The sequence below is a fragment of the Geodermatophilus ruber genome (assembly GCF_900114385.1).
GTDB classification, from domain to species: Bacteria; Actinomycetota; Actinomycetes; order Mycobacteriales; family Geodermatophilaceae; genus Geodermatophilus; species Geodermatophilus ruber.
In genome coordinates this window covers 122896-138071 of the sequence record NZ_FOSW01000006.1, presented here as the reverse complement: position 1 = coordinate 138071, position 15176 = coordinate 122896, and the positions used below count along the sequence as shown (strand labels likewise).

Genomic DNA, 15176 nt, shown 5'->3' with positions numbered 1-15176 from the left:
GCCTCATCCGCGTCCGGCCGGCTCGGCGGGACGGTCGGGAGCCTCCCGGGGCCTCGGGGTGGCGCCCGCCTCGACCTGCTGCCAGAACGCGTCGACACGGGTGTTCCAGCGGCCGGGCACCTCCTGGAACGGCTGGTGGCACTCGGTCGGCCACGCCTCGAACTGCGCTCCGGGGATCGCCTCGGCGACGGCCCGGCCCAGCACCGGGCGGGCGGTGGAGTCGACCCCGCCGGCCAGCACCAGCGCCGGCACCGCGATCCGCGCCGGGCGGTCCGGCGTCCCGTCGTCGAGGAACGCGTCCAGGTAGCGCTGCAGGTCCTCCGCGGTCTGCTTGTGGGGGAAGGCCAGCATCTCCTCGACGAACGCGGCCACGGTGCCGTCCTCGTGCGCCCGGGCGGTGTAGATGTCGAGGAAGAAGCCCTCCAGGAACGCCCGCTCGCTCGGGGCGACGGCGACCAGCCACTGGACGAACCGGAGCCACGACCGGAGGTAGACGTCCGGCAGCGCCCACGTGCTCTGCAGCACCAGGCTGCGGACCAGGTCGGGACGGCGCACCGCCAGCTCCTGGGCCACGATGCTGCCGCCGGAGAACCCCGCCACGTGCGCCGCCCCGACGCCGAGGGCGTCGAGCACCCCGGCGGCGTCGTCGGCCATGACCGCCACGGTCACCGGCCCGTCGGGCATCGCCGTGCGCCCGGTGCCGCGGTTGTCCAACGCGGTCAGCCGGTAGCGGTCGGCCAGCCCGTCCAGCTGGAACTGCCAGGACTCGACGGTGTCGCCGGCGCCACCGACCAGCAGGACGTCGGGCCCCGCGCCGACCTGCTCGGTCCAGACCTCCAGGTTCGCCACGCGCACGTGCCGGCCCATCGTCAGGCCCCCTCCGGGGAGTGCCATCGCTCCCGGTGCTCCGCGTGTGTCCGCAGGTAGGCGCCGGGCTGGAAGAAGCGGTCGTAGAACTCCAGATCCAGGTGGTGGGCCTGCACGTAGTTGAGGATGAACAGGGTCGGCACCGTGCCCGGGAACTTGCCGAAGGTGTCGAGGATGTACTGCGCCTGCAGGGCGACGCAGGCCTGGAACTCCTCGTCGTGCGGCTCGGCGGCGCCGCGGAACCCCGGGCTGTCGGACCACGCGCCGGGTGTCCGCGGGTGGAACGGGCCGCCGGCGCCGAACTTCCGCTCGGTGAAGGCCGCGACCGCCGCAGCCATGTCCGCGTGGTGGGGTGGGCAGAACGCCTCGAAGACCCCGGGCAGGCCGGTGGGGTTGGGCACCGCCCAGCGCTCGTCCCGGTCGTAGCGGAACCCGAGGCCGGGGACGTCGGGGTTCCCGGAGGCCCCCAGCACGCTGAACCGGTCGATGCCGTCGAACATCCACCCGCCCAGCCCCATCGCCTGGAGCATGAGCACGCCGGCGTAGCAGCTGGTGGCCAGCTCGGCGGTGGCCTCGGTGAGCGCGTACTGCTCGCTGAACGTGAGCGGGAACGGCGCGTCGACGTCCACCCGGTCGCGGAACCGCTCCAGGCCGGGGATCTCGCGCCCGTTCACGTCGTCGAAGATCGCGTACCCGTTCTGCGTGAAGAAGCAGAGGATCGCGAGCATGTGCTGGGCGATGTCGGCTACCGGCACCACCAGCAGCGAGCCGGGCACGTTGACGCACCAGGTGTTGTGCCCCTCCAGGTAGGGCTCCTCGGCCGGCAGGTGCAGCCGCTGGTCGGCGAGCTGCCGCACCCGCCCCCGGTGCCGCTCGACCATGAGCTCGGCCGTCACCTGCTCGGTGGCGGGGTCGACCAGCGTGCCGGCGTCCCGGGTCGGGAAGAACCAGACGCCGGAGTCGTCGGTGAAGAACAGCTCGGCGGTGTGGAAGCCGGCCGCGGACGGGAAGGTCCGCCCGGTCGCGCTGCCCGCGTAGTTCGCCGGGTGCGGCGCGTAGCGGGGGTTGCGGGTGATCGAGTAGTGCCACCCCGTCGTGCCGCCCATGGCGCTGAGCACGAGCATCCGCTCCAGCTCGGTGAGCGGCTGCGGCGCGTGCCGCGACCGGTAGGCCAGCGGGCCGTCCGGGATCTCGTCGCCCAGCGCGAACCGCCGGGACCGCCGCCCGAACAGCGCCTCCACCAGCGGGAAGGTGGCGAGGTCGGCCAGCGGGTCGGCCAGCTCGGGCGCCGAGGGCTCGCCGCGCGCCACCGGGATGCCGGCGGTCCGGGTCGGGCTGGCCGGGTCCTGGGTGGAGCTCATCGCGCACCCCCGGGCGGAGGACGACCTACCCACCGAGGCTCGTGCCGCCGCGGTGGGCCTGTCAACGCCCTCGCGCACCCCGCGCGGCCGGAATCACACAGATGTCGTCCCCGAGGGCCGGGCGGGTACCGCGGACGGCGGAGCGTCGTCCCCCGCACCTAATCTGGGAGCCATGCCCGACCCGTCCACCTACCGACCGGCGGTCGGCAGCATCCCGGAGGACCCGGGGGTCTACAAGTTCCGCGACCCCCACGGTCGGGTCATCTACGTCGGCAAGGCCAAGAACCTCCGGCAGCGGCTGAACAGCTACTTCGCCGACATCGCCGGCCTGCACCCGCGGACCCGGCAGATGGTGACGACGGCGGCCGGCGTCGAGTGGACCGTGGTCGGCACCGAGGTCGAGGCGCTCCAGCTCGAGTACAACTGGATCAAGGAGTACGACCCGCGGTTCAACGTCCGCTACCGCGACGACAAGAGCTACCCGAGCCTCGCCGTGACGCTGAACGAGGAGTACCCCCGGCTGCAGGTGATGCGCGGGCCGAAGAAGAAGGGCGTCCGCTACTTCGGCCCCTACGCGCACGCGTGGGCCATCCGCGAGACCCTCGACACACTCACCCGCGTCTTCCCGGCCCGCACCTGCTCCAACGGGGTGTTCAAGCGGGCCGGCCAGATCGGCCGCCCCTGCCTGCTGGGCTACATCGGCAAGTGCTCGGCCCCCTGCATCGGCCGGGTCGACGCCGAGGAGCACCGCGCGATCGTCGAGGACTTCGTCGAGTTCATGGCCGGCCGCACCGACCTGATGGTCAAGCGGCTCGAGCGCGAGATGACCGCGGCCGCCGAGGCGCTGGAGTTCGAGAAGGCCGCCCGGCTGCGCGACGACCTGGGGGCGCTGCGGCGGGCGCTGGAGAAGCAGGCCGTCGTCCTCGGCGACGGCACCGACGCCGACGTCGTGGCCTTCGCGCAGGACGAGCTGGAGGCCTCGGTCCAGGTCTTCCACGTCCGGGGCGGGCGGGTGCGCGGCCAGCGCGGCTGGATCGTCGACAAGGTCGAGGCGGTCACCACCGGCGAGCTCGTGGAGCAGTTCCTGCTGCAGGTCTACGGCGGCGTCGACGAGCAGACCGGCGCCGGCGAGGTCGGCGAGGCGGTGCCGCGCGAGGTGCTGGTGCCCGAGCTGCCCGAGGACGCCGAGGTCTACGCCGAGCTGCTGAGCGAGCTGCGCGGCTCCCGGGTGTCGTTGCGGGTGCCGCAGCGCGGCGACAAGCGGGCCCTGCTCGAGACCGTGGAGCGCAACGCCAAGGAGGCCTTCGCCCGGCACCGGGTGAAGCGGGCCAGCGACCTCACCGCCCGCTCGCTGGCGCTCGCGGAGCTGCAGGAGGCCCTCGAGCTGCCCGAGGCCCCGCTGCGGATCGAGTGCATCGACATCAGCCACGTGCAGGGCACCAACGTGGTGGCCTCCATGGTGGTGTTCGAGGACGGCCTGGCGAAGAAGTCCGACTACCGGCGGTTCAGCGTCACGAACGGAACCGACGACACCGCGGCGATGGCCGAGGTGGTCCGGCGGCGGTTCGCCCGGCATCTCAAGGAGGAGGCCGACCGGAAGGACGAGCAGGGCATCGCGGCCGAGGAGGGCCGGCCGCGCCGGTTCGCCTACCCGCCGAACCTGCTGGTCGTCGACGGCGGCGCCCCGCAGGTCGCCGCGGCCGCCCGGTCCCTCGACGAGCTCGGCGTGGTCGACGTCGCCGTCTGCGGGCTGGCCAAGCGGATGGAGGAGGTGTGGCTGCCGGGGGAGAGCGACCCGGTGATCCTGCCCCGCACCTCCGAGGCGCTCTATCTGCTGCAGCGGGTCCGCGACGAGGCCCACCGGTTCGCCATCACCTACCACCGGCAGAAGCGCTCGACGAGCATGCTGGTCTCCCTGTTGGACGACGTCCCCGGCCTCGGGGAGACGCGGCGGAAGGCGCTGATGAAGCAGTTCGGGTCCCTCAAGCGGCTCCGGGCCGCGACGGTCGAGGAGCTGATGGCCGTTCCCGGCATCGGCCGGCGGACGGCGGAGGCGGTCCAGGCGGCCGTGGCCGTGCCCGCAGCAGCGGTGGACGCACCGGTGGAGGAGCCGGCCGGCGAGGTCGTGGAGACGACGCTCGCGCCGTGCGGTCCGGCCGAGCGCGGTACCCCCGAACCCGGGGCCGGCGACATCGCCGAGGTCGGCCGGGTGGCCCTATGAGCGAGGCCGGCCTGGAGCACCGTGGGCCCGGCCGCGACGGCCGCGGTCGCGGCCGCCGGGCGGCGGAGGGCCCGGCCGGCCCGCACAGCGACGTCCCGCCGCCGCTGGCCCCCACGACGACCGAGGCGCAGCCGCTCGAGGTCGTGGTCGTCACGGGGCTCTCCGGGGCGGGAAAGCTCAGCGCCGGGCGGGTGCTGGAAGACCTCGGCTGGTTCGTCGTCGACAACCTGCCGCCCGCACTGCTGCTGCCCATGGTGGAGCTCGGCGCGCGCGGCGACATCCGCCGCTTCGCCGCCGTCGTCGACGTCCGCAGCCGGGCCTTCTCCAGCGACCTGCAGGAGGCGATCCGGGTACTCGCCGAGGCCGGCCACCGCCCGCGCGTGGTGTACGTCCACGCCCGGGACGACGTCCTGATCCGGCGCTACGAGTCCGTCCGCCGCGAGCACCCCCTGCAGGGCTCGGGGCGGCTGATCGACGGCATCGGCGCGGAGCGGGAGCTGCTGACCGGGATCGCCGGCGAGGCGGACCTGTGGGTCGACACCAGCGACCTGAACATCCACCAGCTGCGCGCGACGCTGGAGAACGCCTTCGTGCGCGAGGGCCAGACCCCGCCGCTGACCGCCACCGTGCTCAGCTTCGGCTTCAAGTACGGCCTCCCGCTGGACGCCGACCTCGTCGTCGACGCCCGGTTCCTGCCCAACCCGCACTGGGTCCCGGAGCTGCGGCCGCGGACCGGCCAGGACCCCGCCGTCCGCGACTACGTGCTGGGTCAGGAGGACGCCGAAGCGTTCCTCGACCGGTACACCGACGTGCTGCGGCTGCTCGTCCCCGGCTACCGGCGCGAGGGCAAGCGGTACCTGACGCTCGCGGTCGGCTGCACCGGCGGCAAGCACCGCAGCGTGGCGATCGCCGAGGAGTTCGCCCGCCGGCTGTCCGCCGACGGCGTCGCCGCCACCGCCCAGCACCGCGACCTGGGCCGCGAGTAGTGGGGGCGCTGCACGCGGGGCCCCCGGCCCCGGCGGTGGACAGACCCTTGCGCGTGGTCGCCTTCGGCGGCGGCCACGGGCTCGCCGCCGCCCTGGCCGCCTGGCGCCGGCTCACGCCTGACCTCACCGCGGTGGTCACCGTGGCCGACGACGGCGGCTCCTCCGGCCGGATCCGGCGGGAGATGCCGGTGCTGCCCCCGGGCGACCTGCGCATGGCGCTGACCGCGCTGGCCGACGACGGCGCCGACACCCGGCAGATGGCCGCGCTGCTGCAGCACCGGCTGGGCGGCACCGGGGTGCTCGCCGGTCACCCGGTGGGGAACCTGATGCTGACCGGGCTGGTCGAGATGCACGGCGGTGACACCGTGCGGGCCCTGGACGACCTGTGCCGGCTGCTGGGCGCCCGCGGCCGGGTGCTCCCCATGGCCGACGCCCCGCTCGACCTGGTGGCGCGCGTGGAGAGCACCGATCCGGACGATCCGGCGCGGACCCGCACCATCCGCGGGCAGGTGGCCATCGCCACCACGCCCGGCCGGGTGCGCGACATCATCGTCTCGCCCCCCGATCCGCCGGTGCACCCCGCCGTCCTCGAGGCGATCGCCGCGGCCGATGTCATCTCCCTCGGGCCGGGGTCCTGGTACACCTCCGTGCTGCCGCACCTGCTGGTGCCCCGGCTGCGGGCCGCGCTCGCCGCCAGCTCCGCCCGGGTGGTCGTGGTGCTCAACCTCGAACCGCAGCCGGGGGAGACCGACGGGTTCTCCCCGGAGGAGCACCTCGCGGTCCTGCGGGCACATCTGGGCGGAGTGGCGCTGCACTGGGTGATCGCCGATGTTGATTCGGTGGTTGACCGTTGTGGTCTGCTGTCAGCGGTGCGGGAATGCGGTGCCGAGCTCGTCCTGGCTCCGGTGGCCGAGCTCGACGGCGCACCGCGACACGACCCCGTCCGCCTCGCGGCGGCACTGGGATCTGCGGTCGCGGCGCGCTGAAGCATGGAAATTCCCGGCGGAGTACCGGAAGCATGCGGTACCGAGCCGGTCGAGGGGGAAGAGGAGACGCGGCACATGGGGCTTGGTTACCCCGGGGGGACGTGGGGGTGGATGGCATGGCGATGACGGCCATGGTGAAGGACGAGCTGTCCCGGGTGGAGTGCACGAAGACCTCCGAGCGCAAGGCCGAGGTCACGGCGCTCCTCCGGTTCAGCGGCGGCCTGCACATCGTCGGTGGGCGGGTGGTCATCGAGGCCGAGCTGGACACCGGGTCGGTGGCGCGGCGGCTGCGCCGCGACATCAGCGAGGTGTACGGCTACACCAGCGGTGTGAGCGTGCTCGCCGGTGGCAACATCCGCCGGGGGGTGCGCTACCTGGTCCGCATCGCCAAGCACGGCGAGGGCCTGGCCCGCCAGACCGGCCTGGTGGACCAGCGGGGCCGGCCGGTGCGCGGGCTGCCGCCGTCGGTGGTCTCCGGGGGCATCAACGACGCCGAGGCCGCCTGGCGGGGCGCCTTCCTCGCTCACGGATCGCTCACCGAGCCCGGTCGCTCCTCCTCGCTGGAGGTCACCTGCCCCGGGCCCGAGGCGGCCATGGCGCTGGTGGGTGCCGCCCGGCGGCTCGGCATCGCGGCCAAGGCGCGCGAGGTGCGCGGCGCCGACCGGGTCGTGGTCCGCGACGGGGACGCGATCAGCGCGCTGCTGACCCGCATGGGCGCCCACGACGCCGTCCTGGCCTGGGAGGAGCGGCGGATGCGCCGCGAGGTCCGGGCCACGGCGAACCGGCTGGCCAACTTCGACGACGCCAACCTGCGCCGCTCGGCGCGCGCCGCGGTGGCCGCCAGCGCCCGGGTGGAGCGCGCCCTGGAGATCCTCAACGGCGACGCTCCCGAGCACCTGCTGGTCGCCGGCCGGCTGCGGCTGGAGCACGGCCAGGCCTCGCTGGAGGAGCTCGGCCAGCGGGCCGACCCGCCGATGACCAAGGACGCGGTGGCCGGCCGCATCCGCCGCCTGCTGGCCATGGCCGACAAGCGGGCGAAGGACCTCGGCATCCCCGACACCGAGTCGGTCGTCACCGACGACATGCTCGCCCAGTAGCCGATCTCACTCCCGGCCCGCGGCCCGGGTCGCCCGTTCGGGCGGCCCGGGCCGCGGCGGCTGAGGACCGATAGGGTCGTCGCGGAGCGAGGCCGCGCGGCGCGCGGCCCCCGAGAGGACACCTTCCACAGACAACAGGAGGTCTGCAGTGACGGTCCGGGTAGGCATCAACGGGTTCGGGCGGATCGGCCGCAACTTCTGGCGGGCCGCCAAGGCCAGTGGCCAGGACATCGAGATCGTGGCGGTGAACGACCTCACCAGCCCCGAGGTGCTGGCGCACCTGCTCAAGTACGACAGCATCCTCGGCAAGCTCTCCGAGGAGGTCACCGCCGACGGCGAGGGCATCAAGGTCGACGGGAACACCATGAAGGTGCTCTCCGAGCGTGACCCGGCCAACCTGCCCTGGGGTGACCTGGGCGTCGATGTCGTCGTGGAGTCCACCGGCTTCTTCACCAAGGGCGCCGACGCTCGCAAGCACGTCGACAAGGGCGGCGCCAAGAAGGTCATCATCTCGGCGCCGGCCACCGACGACGACATCACGATCGTCATGGGCGTCAACGACAACCTCTACGACGGCTCCCAGACGATCATCAGCAACGCGTCCTGCACCACCAACTGCCTGGCGCCGCTGGCCAAGGTCCTCAACGACGCGTTCGGCATCGAGCGCGGCCTGATGACCACGATCCACGCCTACACCGCCGACCAGAACCTTCACGACGGCCCGCACAAGGACCTCCGCCGCGCCCGCGCCGCGGCGCTGAACATCGTGCCGACCTCGACCGGCGCCGCGAAGGCCATCGGCCTCGTCCTGCCCGAGCTGGCGGGCAAGCTCGACGGCTACGCGCTGCGCGTCCCGGTGCCCACGGGCTCGGCGACCGACCTGACGGTCCAGCTGACCCGCGAGGCCTCGGCCGAGGAGATCGACGCCGCCTACCGCGAGGCCGCCGCCGGCCCGCTGGGCAAGTACCTGACCTACACCGACGACCCGATCGTCTCCACCGACATCGTCACCGACCCGTCGTCGTGCATCTACGACGCCAAGCTGACCAAGGTCTTCGGCCCGATGGCCAAGGTGCTCGGCTGGTACGACAACGAGTGGGGTTACTCCAACCGCCTGGTCGACCTGACCTCGCTGGTGGGTCGCTCGCTCTGATGCGCAGCCTCGACGACCTCCTCGCCGAGGGCGTCTCGGGTCGGCGCGTGCTCGTGCGCGCCGACCTGAACGTCCCGCTGGACAAGGGCACGGGCGAGATCACCGACGACGGCCGGATCCGGGCCAGCCTGCCCACCCTGCAGGCCCTCCGGAACGCCGGCGCCCGCGTGATCGTGGCCGCGCACCTCGGCCGGCCCAAGGGCGCACCCGACCCGCAGTACTCGCTCGCGCCGGTCGCGGCGCGGCTGGGGGAGCTGCTGGGTACCGACGTCCCGCTGGCGGACGACGTGGCCGGCGACGACGCCCGCGCGAAGGCCGACGCCCTCGCCGACGGCGACGTGCTGCTGCTGGAGAACGTCCGCTTCGAGGCCGCCGAGACGGCCAAGGACGATGCCGAGCGCGGGGAGCTGGCCGACCGGCTGGCTGCGCTCGCGGAGCTGTACGTCGACGACGCGTTCGGTGCGGTGCACCGCAAGCACGCCTCGGTCTACGACGTCGCCCGGCGGCTGCCGCACGCGGCCGGCCGCCTGGTCGCCCAGGAGCTCGACGTGCTCACCCGGCTGACCACCGCCCCCGACCGGCCCTACGTGGTCGTCCTGGGCGGCTCCAAGGTGAGCGACAAGCTGGCCGTCATCGAGGCGCTGCTGCCCAAGGTCGACCGACTCCTGATCGGCGGCGGCATGTGCTTCACGTTCCTGGCCGCGCAGGGGCACGGCGTCGGCGGCTCGCTCCTCGAGGCCGACCAGGTCGACACGTGCCGGCGGCTGCTGGCCGAGGCGGGCGACCGGATCGTGCTGCCGGTCGACATCGTCTGCGCCGACAAGTTCGCCGCCGACGCCGAGACCAGCGTGACGCCGGCGGACGCGATCCCGGACGGCCTCATGGGGCTGGACGTGGGCCCCCGCACGGTCGAGGTGTTCGGCGCCGAGCTCGGTAGGGCCCGGACCGTGTTCTGGAACGGTCCCATGGGCGTCTTCGAGCTGCCGCCCTTCCAGGCCGGCACCCGTGGCGTGGCCCAGGCGGTCGCCGCGGTCGACGGGCTGTCGGTCGTGGGGGGCGGGGACTCGGCGGCCGCGGTGCGGCAGCTGGGCCTGGACGAGGCCGCCTACGGGCACATCAGCACCGGCGGCGGGGCGTCGCTGGAGTACCTCGAGGGCCGGGAGCTGCCGGGCCTCGCGGTGCTGGCCGACTGAGGGGACGGACATGGCACGCAAGGACACCCCGGCGCGCCGCGAGGGGCGCCGGCCGCTCATCGCCGGCAACTGGAAGATGCACCTGACCCACCTGGAGGCCATCGGCCTGGTGCAGAAGGTCGTCTTCTCGCTCAAGGAGGCCGAGCTCGACGCCGCCGAGGTCGTCGTGCTGCCGCCGTTCACCGCGCTGCGCAGCGTCCAGACCCTCGTCACCGGTGACAAGCTGGAGATCGGCTACGGCGCGCAGGACCTCAGCCAGCACGATTCCGGCGCCTACACCGGTGACGTCAGCGGTGTGATGCTCGCCGCGCTGAACTGTCGCTACGTGGTCGTCGGCCACTCCGAGCGGCGGGCCTACCACCACGAGGACGACGCGGTGGTGAACGCCAAGGTGCAGGCGGCGCTGCGGCACGGGCTCACCCCGATCCTCTGCGTGGGGGAGGGGCTCGAGGTGCGGCAGGCCGGGCGGCACATCGCCCACACCACCGGCCAGCTCGACGCCGCGCTGGAGGGGCTCCCCGCCGAGCAGGTGGCCGGGCTGGTGATCGCCTACGAGCCGGTCTGGGCGATCGGCACCGGCGAGGTGGCCACCCCCGAGGACGCGCAGGAGGTCTGCGGGGCGCTGCGCGCCCGGCTCGCCGAGCGTTTCGGAGCGGAGACGGCCGCCGTCGTCCGTATCCTCTACGGCGGGTCGGTGAAGGCCGCCAACACGGCCGGGATCCTGGCCGGGCCGGACGTCGACGGCGCGCTCGTCGGTGGTGCCAGCCTGGACGCCGACGAGTTCGCGCAGATCTGTCGGACAGCCGCCGACGGCGGCTGACCGCTGCCGCCGGCCCGGGGCGGAGAGCGGAGCAGGTGGACATCGAGCGACTGGCGGACCGGCGCCCGGCGTGGGTGCGCGGTACCCGCGGCCGGGTCGCCGGGATCGCGGTCGCCGTGCTCCTGGTGGTCGTCCTGGCGGTCAGCTGCAGCGGCACCGGGGACGACGGCACGGGCGTGCCGGTCCAGGACGGGGCGGCCGACGCCGGGCTGACCGGCGTGCGCGCCCCGTCCGACCAGGCCGGCGGGGTGCTGCGGGTGGTGACCGGGGAGGTCGACAGCCTCGACCCGCAGCGGTCCTACCTGCCCGGCGTGTGGAACCTGATGCGGCTCTACGCCCGGACGCTGGTCACCTACTCCACCGAACCCGGCCGCACCGGCGACCTGGTGCCCGACCTCGCCACCGACCTGGGGACCACGCCCGACGGCGGCACGACCTGGACCTTCACGCTCCGGGACGGCGTCCGGTTCGAGAACGGCCGGGCGATCACCTCGCGGGACGTCAAGTACGGCATCGAGCGCTCGTTCGCCTCCGACGTCGTCGTCGGGGGGCCCACGCACGTCGTGGAGCTCCTCGACGACCCGGAGAACCCGTACGCCGGTCCGTACCAGGACGAGGCGGCGGACAAGCTGGGCCTGGCCGCGGTGGAGACCCCCGACGACCGGACGGTCGTCTTCCGGCTGCGCGCGCCGTCGCCGGACTTCCCGTACGTCATGGCCCTGCCCTCCAGCAGCCCGGTCCCGATCGAGAACGACACCGGCGGCGGCTACGGCGGGGACCCGGTCTCCACCGGCCCCTACGCGGTCACCTCGGTCGACGCGGTCACCGGCATCGTGCTCGACCGCAACCCGCAGTGGGACCCGGCGACCGACGACGTGCGCACGGCGCTGCCCGACCAGGTGATCGTCCGTACCGGGCTGACCGGCGTCGAGCGGGACCAGGCGCTGCTCGCCGGCTCGGCGGACGTCGACATCTCCGGCACCGGCATCCAGACGCCGACGACCGCCCGGCTCACCGGGGACGTCGAGGGCGGGGCGCCGCTGCGCGACCGGGTCGACGAGGTGACCAGCGGTGTGGTCCGGCTGCTCGCGCTGCCGACGAACGTGGCCCCCACCGACAACGCCGACTGCCGCGCCGCCGTGGCCCAGGCCGTCGACCGGCGGGCGGTGCAGGAGGTGCTGGGCGGCTCCGGGAACGCCGTCCGCACCTCGCAGCTGTGGCCCCGCGGCCTGGACGGCGGCCCCGACGAGCCCGACCCCGGCCCCGACCTGGACGCGGCGCGGAAGTCGCTGGCCGCCTGCGGGCAGCCGGACGGGTTCGCCACCGTGCTGGCCGTGCCCGACGCGGCGACGAGCGTGACCGTGGCCGAGGAGATCGCCGGTCAGCTGGCCGAGATCGGCATCCGGGCCGAGGTTCGCCCGCTGGCCGCGCCCAGCTTCTACGCGACCGACGTGGGCAACCCGGACAACGTGGCCGCCAACGGCTTCGGCATCGTCCTGGCCACCTGGACCGCCGACTTCCCGACCCCCGGCTCCTTCCTGGTGCCGCTGGTCGACGGGCGCTCGGTGAGCCCGGTCGGGAACACCAACTTCGCCCGCCTGGCCGATCCGGCGATCGACGGGCTGATCGACGCCGCCCGGGCGGCCGGTGATCCGGCGGCGGCGCGGTCCGCGTGGCAGGAGGTCGCCGCGGCGGCCGGGGACACCGGCGCGTACGTGCCGCTGACCGAGACCCGGGTGCAGCTGCTCGCCGGCCAGCGGCTGCGCAACGGCGTGGTGATGACCCCGTTCACCGGGTACGACCTGGCGACCGCCGGCGTCCGCTGACCCTCGGCCGCGTCGGCCGGGCCGGCGGAGCGGGTCGGTTACGCTCGACGCATGGAACTGGTCCTCAACGTGCTGCTGGTGCTCACCAGCGTGCTCCTCGTGGTGCTGATCCTGCTGCACCGGGGCAAGGGCGGGGGCCTGTCCTCGATGTTCGGCGGCGCGGTCTCCTCGCAGCTGTCCGGGTCCTCCGTCGTCGAGAAGAACCTCAACCGGCTGACGATCTTCACGGCGCTCATCTGGGCCGTCTGCGTCGTCGGGCTGGGCATCCTGCTGAAGGTCTGATCCGGAACAGCCCTGTTCCGTCGCGACGGACGTGCCCGAAATCTCACTCCTCAGGCCCTAGACTGCGCGCGGCGCGGCCACACCAGGCCGCGCACACTCTCCGACCGCAGGGAGCGCACGTGGCTGGTGGCAACGCGATCCGGGGGACGCGGGTAGGCGCAGGGCCGATGGGGGAGGCCGAACGCGGTGAGTCCGCGCCGCGGCGCCGCGTCGCCTTCTGGTGCTCGCAGGGACACGAGACCCGGGTGGCCTTCGCCTCCGAGGCCGAGGCGCCCGAGACGTGGGACTGCCCCCGATGCGGGCTGCCCGCGGGGCAGGACCACGCCGCACCGCCGCCGGCCCCCCGGAGCGAGCCCTACAAGACCCACCTGGCCTACGTCCGCGAGCGACGCAGCGACGCCGACGGCGACGCGCTGCTCGAGGAGGCCCTGAGCAAGCTGCGGGCGCGCCGCGGCGCCTGACGGCTACCGGCCGGCCGGCTCCGGCGACCGGGGCAGTTGCCCGGCCGCGGCCTCGTCGAGCAGCCAGCGGGTGGCCCGCCGCCCGTGCACCCCGGCGGCGGGCAGCTGGTCGGGCCCCACGTCGCCCCGCAGGGCCGCGGCGACGGCGGGGGCCTTCTCCGAGCCGGCGGCCAGCAGCCAGACCTCCTCGGCCGAGTTGATCGCCGGAAAGCCCAGGCTGATCCGGGTGGGCGGCGGCTTGGGGGAGTCGCGCACCGCCAGCACCGTGCGCCGGTCGTGCACGGCGGGGGACCCCGGGAAGATCGAGGCCACGTGGCCCTCGGCGCCCACGCCGAGCAGCAGGACGTCGAAGCGCGCGAGGTCACGGCCCTCCGGTGCCGCGGCGGCCAGCTCCCCGGCGTACCAGGCCGCCGCCTCCTCGGGGTCGGCGAACGGCCCGTCCGACGGGGGCACGGGGTGCACCCGTCCGGCCGGGACGCCGACCGGGTCGAGCAGCACGCGGCGGGCGGCGGTCTCGTTGCGCTCCGCGTCGCCGGCGGGCAGCCAGCGCTCGTCGCCCCACCAGAAGTCCACGGCGGTCCAGTCGACCCGGTGGCGCGGCGGGTCCGCCGCCAGTGCGGCGACCCGCTCGAGGACGGCGGTGCCGATCCCCCCGCCGGTGAGCACGACCGACGCGGTGCCGTGCACGTGCTGGGCGGTCGCCACGCGGGTGATCAGCGCCTCCGCGACGGCCCGGGCGAGGTGGTCGGCGTCGGGCGCGATGACGATGTCGGGCACCGGACGGCCCTCGGCGGCCAGCTCCTCGGCGATCCGCTCTCCGGGCGGCAGGGTCATCGGTTCGCCGCCCCGGCGTCCCGCGGGCTCTGTCGGAGTTCCTCGTCCGGGCTCTCCGGGTCGACCGGCAGCGCGTCAGGCTGGGCCGGGTCGACCCAGATGTGCTGGCGCACGGGGGAGCGCTCGGCGAGCCCGGTCGTGCGGGTGGCCGCCCCCAGCGCCTCGCTGTAGGGCTCGTCGGGGTCCAGCCGGCGCAGTTCCTCGCCGAGCAGGTCGCCGAGCGGGCGGTCGCGCAGTGCCACTCTGGTGTCCGGCCGGTAGGGCTGGATGACCACCGCGCCGCCCCGCCGGTCGGCCTGCACCCGAACCTCCTCGTTCTCGTCCAGCTGCAGGACGACCTGGTCGACCCCGCTGGCGCCCGGCCTCCGCTCGCTCTTGACCACGTCGATGCCACAGCCGCAGCGCGAGATCAGCCAGCCGGCCAGCAGGGCTGCGGTGGCGTTGCCCGGGTCGCCCTCGACCCTGCCGCCGAGGATGCGCACGGGCTCGCCCCGGCGCCCGGCGACCGAGTCCAGCGTGGTGGTCAGCGTGGCCCGCCAGGGCGTGCCCCGCGTCCACGACAGGTCGGTGTCGCCCGGGGCGTAGTCGTCCGCGCGGACGCGCAGGGCGTCGTGCGGGTCCGGGGCGAGCGAGATGTCGGTGATCCGCCGGTCGGCGATGACGCCCAGCGCGTCGGTGGCCAGCCGTCTCGGCGGCCGGTCGTGCCACCAGGTCACCACCGGGGCGTCGGCGGCCAGCAGCGGCAGCACCACCGATTCGGCGTGCAGCCCGAGCCGGCCGTACATTCGCATGACGACGGCCTCGCAGGGGCCCAGCCGCCCGCCGATGATCACCTCGGCGTCCAGGCGGGGGATCGCGCTCTCGACCTGCCGGCGGACGACCACCAGCAGCCGGAAGGGGTGCTGCTCGGCGGCGGTGGCGGCTGCGTCCTCCGCCTCGGCCACGCGGCCCTCGTCGGCGACGATGACCATGGTCAGCGCCACGCCGGCGACCACCGCGCCACCGGTGCGTCGCTGCGCGGCGAGCTCCTTGACCACGGCCGTGCCGGTGGTGTCCCAGAGGGTCGTCACGGTGCCTCCTCGGGTCGGG

Annotated in this window: 14 protein-coding genes; 10 read left to right on the top strand and 4 right to left on the bottom strand. The window is 74.5% G+C overall.

Going from position 1 to position 15176, the window contains the following annotated elements; genetic code table 11:
* Positions 1–3: 3 nt before the first annotated feature.
* A complete protein-coding gene (locus tag BMZ50_RS11640; RefSeq protein ID WP_218146216.1) occupies positions 4–894 on the bottom strand; it encodes an alpha/beta fold hydrolase in 891 nt (296 codons plus the stop codon).
* The gene (locus BMZ50_RS11635; RefSeq protein WP_218146215.1) at positions 870–2228 is read right to left on the bottom strand and encodes a hypothetical protein; all 1359 of its coding nucleotides are present in this window, start codon (positions 2226–2228) and stop codon (positions 870–872) included. Before BMZ50_RS11635 ends, BMZ50_RS11640 begins: the two co-directional genes overlap by 25 nt.
* Before the next feature lie 172 nt (positions 2229–2400).
* Here BMZ50_RS11635 and uvrC point away from each other — a divergent pair, with 172 nt between their 5' ends.
* The 10 genes from uvrC (at position 2401) to BMZ50_RS11585 (ending at position 13253) form a co-directional block, all read left to right on the top strand.
* Positions 2401–4449, top strand: a complete 2049-nt coding sequence (uvrC, locus tag BMZ50_RS11630; RefSeq protein ID WP_091324479.1) for an excinuclease ABC subunit UvrC — start codon at positions 2401–2403, stop codon at positions 4447–4449.
* A complete protein-coding gene (rapZ, locus tag BMZ50_RS11625; protein WP_091324473.1) occupies positions 4446–5435 on the top strand; it encodes an RNase adapter RapZ in 990 nt (329 codons plus the stop codon). Before uvrC ends, rapZ begins: the two co-directional genes overlap by 4 nt.
* 53 nt (positions 5436–5488) lie before the next feature.
* Positions 5489–6421: a gluconeogenesis factor YvcK family protein gene (locus BMZ50_RS11620; RefSeq protein WP_245753605.1), complete on the top strand. Its 933-nt coding sequence runs from the start codon at positions 5489–5491 to the stop codon at positions 6419–6421.
* A gap of 116 nt (positions 6422–6537) precedes the next feature.
* Positions 6538–7518, top strand: a complete 981-nt coding sequence (whiA, locus tag BMZ50_RS11615) for a DNA-binding protein WhiA (RefSeq protein ID WP_091324809.1) — start codon at positions 6538–6540, stop codon at positions 7516–7518.
* Between the two features lie 148 nt (positions 7519–7666).
* Positions 7667–8671, top strand: coding sequence for a type I glyceraldehyde-3-phosphate dehydrogenase (gap, locus tag BMZ50_RS11610; RefSeq protein ID WP_091324470.1), 1005 nt, complete (start codon positions 7667–7669; stop codon positions 8669–8671).
* A complete protein-coding gene (locus BMZ50_RS11605) occupies positions 8671–9864 on the top strand; it encodes a phosphoglycerate kinase (RefSeq protein ID WP_091324467.1) in 1194 nt (397 codons plus the stop codon). Before gap ends, BMZ50_RS11605 begins: the two co-directional genes overlap by 1 nt.
* Positions 9865–9874: 10 nt before the next feature.
* A complete protein-coding gene (gene tpiA, locus BMZ50_RS11600) occupies positions 9875–10684 on the top strand; it encodes a triose-phosphate isomerase (protein WP_091324465.1) in 810 nt (269 codons plus the stop codon).
* 35 nt (positions 10685–10719) lie between these two features.
* A complete protein-coding gene (locus tag BMZ50_RS11595; RefSeq protein WP_245753579.1) occupies positions 10720–12510 on the top strand; it encodes an ABC transporter substrate-binding protein in 1791 nt (596 codons plus the stop codon).
* Between the two features lie 51 nt (positions 12511–12561).
* Positions 12562–12792 carry a preprotein translocase subunit SecG gene (gene secG / locus BMZ50_RS11590; RefSeq protein WP_091324462.1) on the top strand — a complete coding sequence of 77 codons (231 nt, stop codon included), beginning with the start codon at positions 12562–12564 and terminating at the stop codon, positions 12790–12792.
* 119 nt (positions 12793–12911) lie between these two features.
* Positions 12912–13253 (top strand): RNA polymerase-binding protein RbpA, encoded by a 342-nt coding sequence (locus tag BMZ50_RS11585; RefSeq protein WP_091324460.1) that lies wholly within the window; start codon positions 12912–12914, stop codon positions 13251–13253.
* A gap of 3 nt (positions 13254–13256) precedes the next feature.
* Here the strand turns inward: BMZ50_RS11585 and pgl are convergent, their stop codons facing one another.
* Positions 13257–14087, bottom strand: a complete 831-nt coding sequence (gene pgl, locus BMZ50_RS11580) for a 6-phosphogluconolactonase (RefSeq protein ID WP_091324457.1) — start codon at positions 14085–14087, stop codon at positions 13257–13259.
* Positions 14084–15157: a glucose-6-phosphate dehydrogenase assembly protein OpcA gene (locus BMZ50_RS11575; RefSeq protein ID WP_091324455.1), complete on the bottom strand. Its 1074-nt coding sequence runs from the start codon at positions 15155–15157 to the stop codon at positions 14084–14086. The genes pgl and BMZ50_RS11575 overlap by 4 nt, the downstream gene beginning before the upstream one ends.
* Positions 15158–15176: the final 19 nt, after the last annotated feature.

What these genes read in the sequence shown, in the direction of transcription:
- BMZ50_RS11640 (WP_218146216.1), bottom strand. Translation starts at nt 894, where the DNA reads ATGGCACTCCCCGGAGGGGGCCTGACGATGGGCCGGCACGTGCGCGTG.
- BMZ50_RS11635 (WP_218146215.1), bottom strand. Translation starts at nt 2,228, where the DNA reads ATGAGCTCCACCCAGGACCCGGCCAGCCCGACCCGGACCGCCGGCATC.
- uvrC (WP_091324479.1), top strand. Translation starts at nt 2,401, where the DNA reads ATGCCCGACCCGTCCACCTACCGACCGGCGGTCGGCAGCATCCCGGAG.
- rapZ (WP_091324473.1), top strand. Translation starts at nt 4,446, where the DNA reads ATGAGCGAGGCCGGCCTGGAGCACCGTGGGCCCGGCCGCGACGGCCGC.
- whiA (WP_091324809.1), top strand. Translation starts at nt 6,538, where the DNA reads ATGGCGATGACGGCCATGGTGAAGGACGAGCTGTCCCGGGTGGAGTGC.
- BMZ50_RS11605 (WP_091324467.1), top strand. Translation starts at nt 8,671, where the DNA reads ATGCGCAGCCTCGACGACCTCCTCGCCGAGGGCGTCTCGGGTCGGCGC.
- tpiA (WP_091324465.1), top strand. Translation starts at nt 9,875, where the DNA reads ATGGCACGCAAGGACACCCCGGCGCGCCGCGAGGGGCGCCGGCCGCTC.
- secG (WP_091324462.1), top strand. Translation starts at nt 12,562, where the DNA reads ATGGAACTGGTCCTCAACGTGCTGCTGGTGCTCACCAGCGTGCTCCTC.
- pgl (WP_091324457.1), bottom strand. Translation starts at nt 14,087, where the DNA reads ATGACCCTGCCGCCCGGAGAGCGGATCGCCGAGGAGCTGGCCGCCGAG.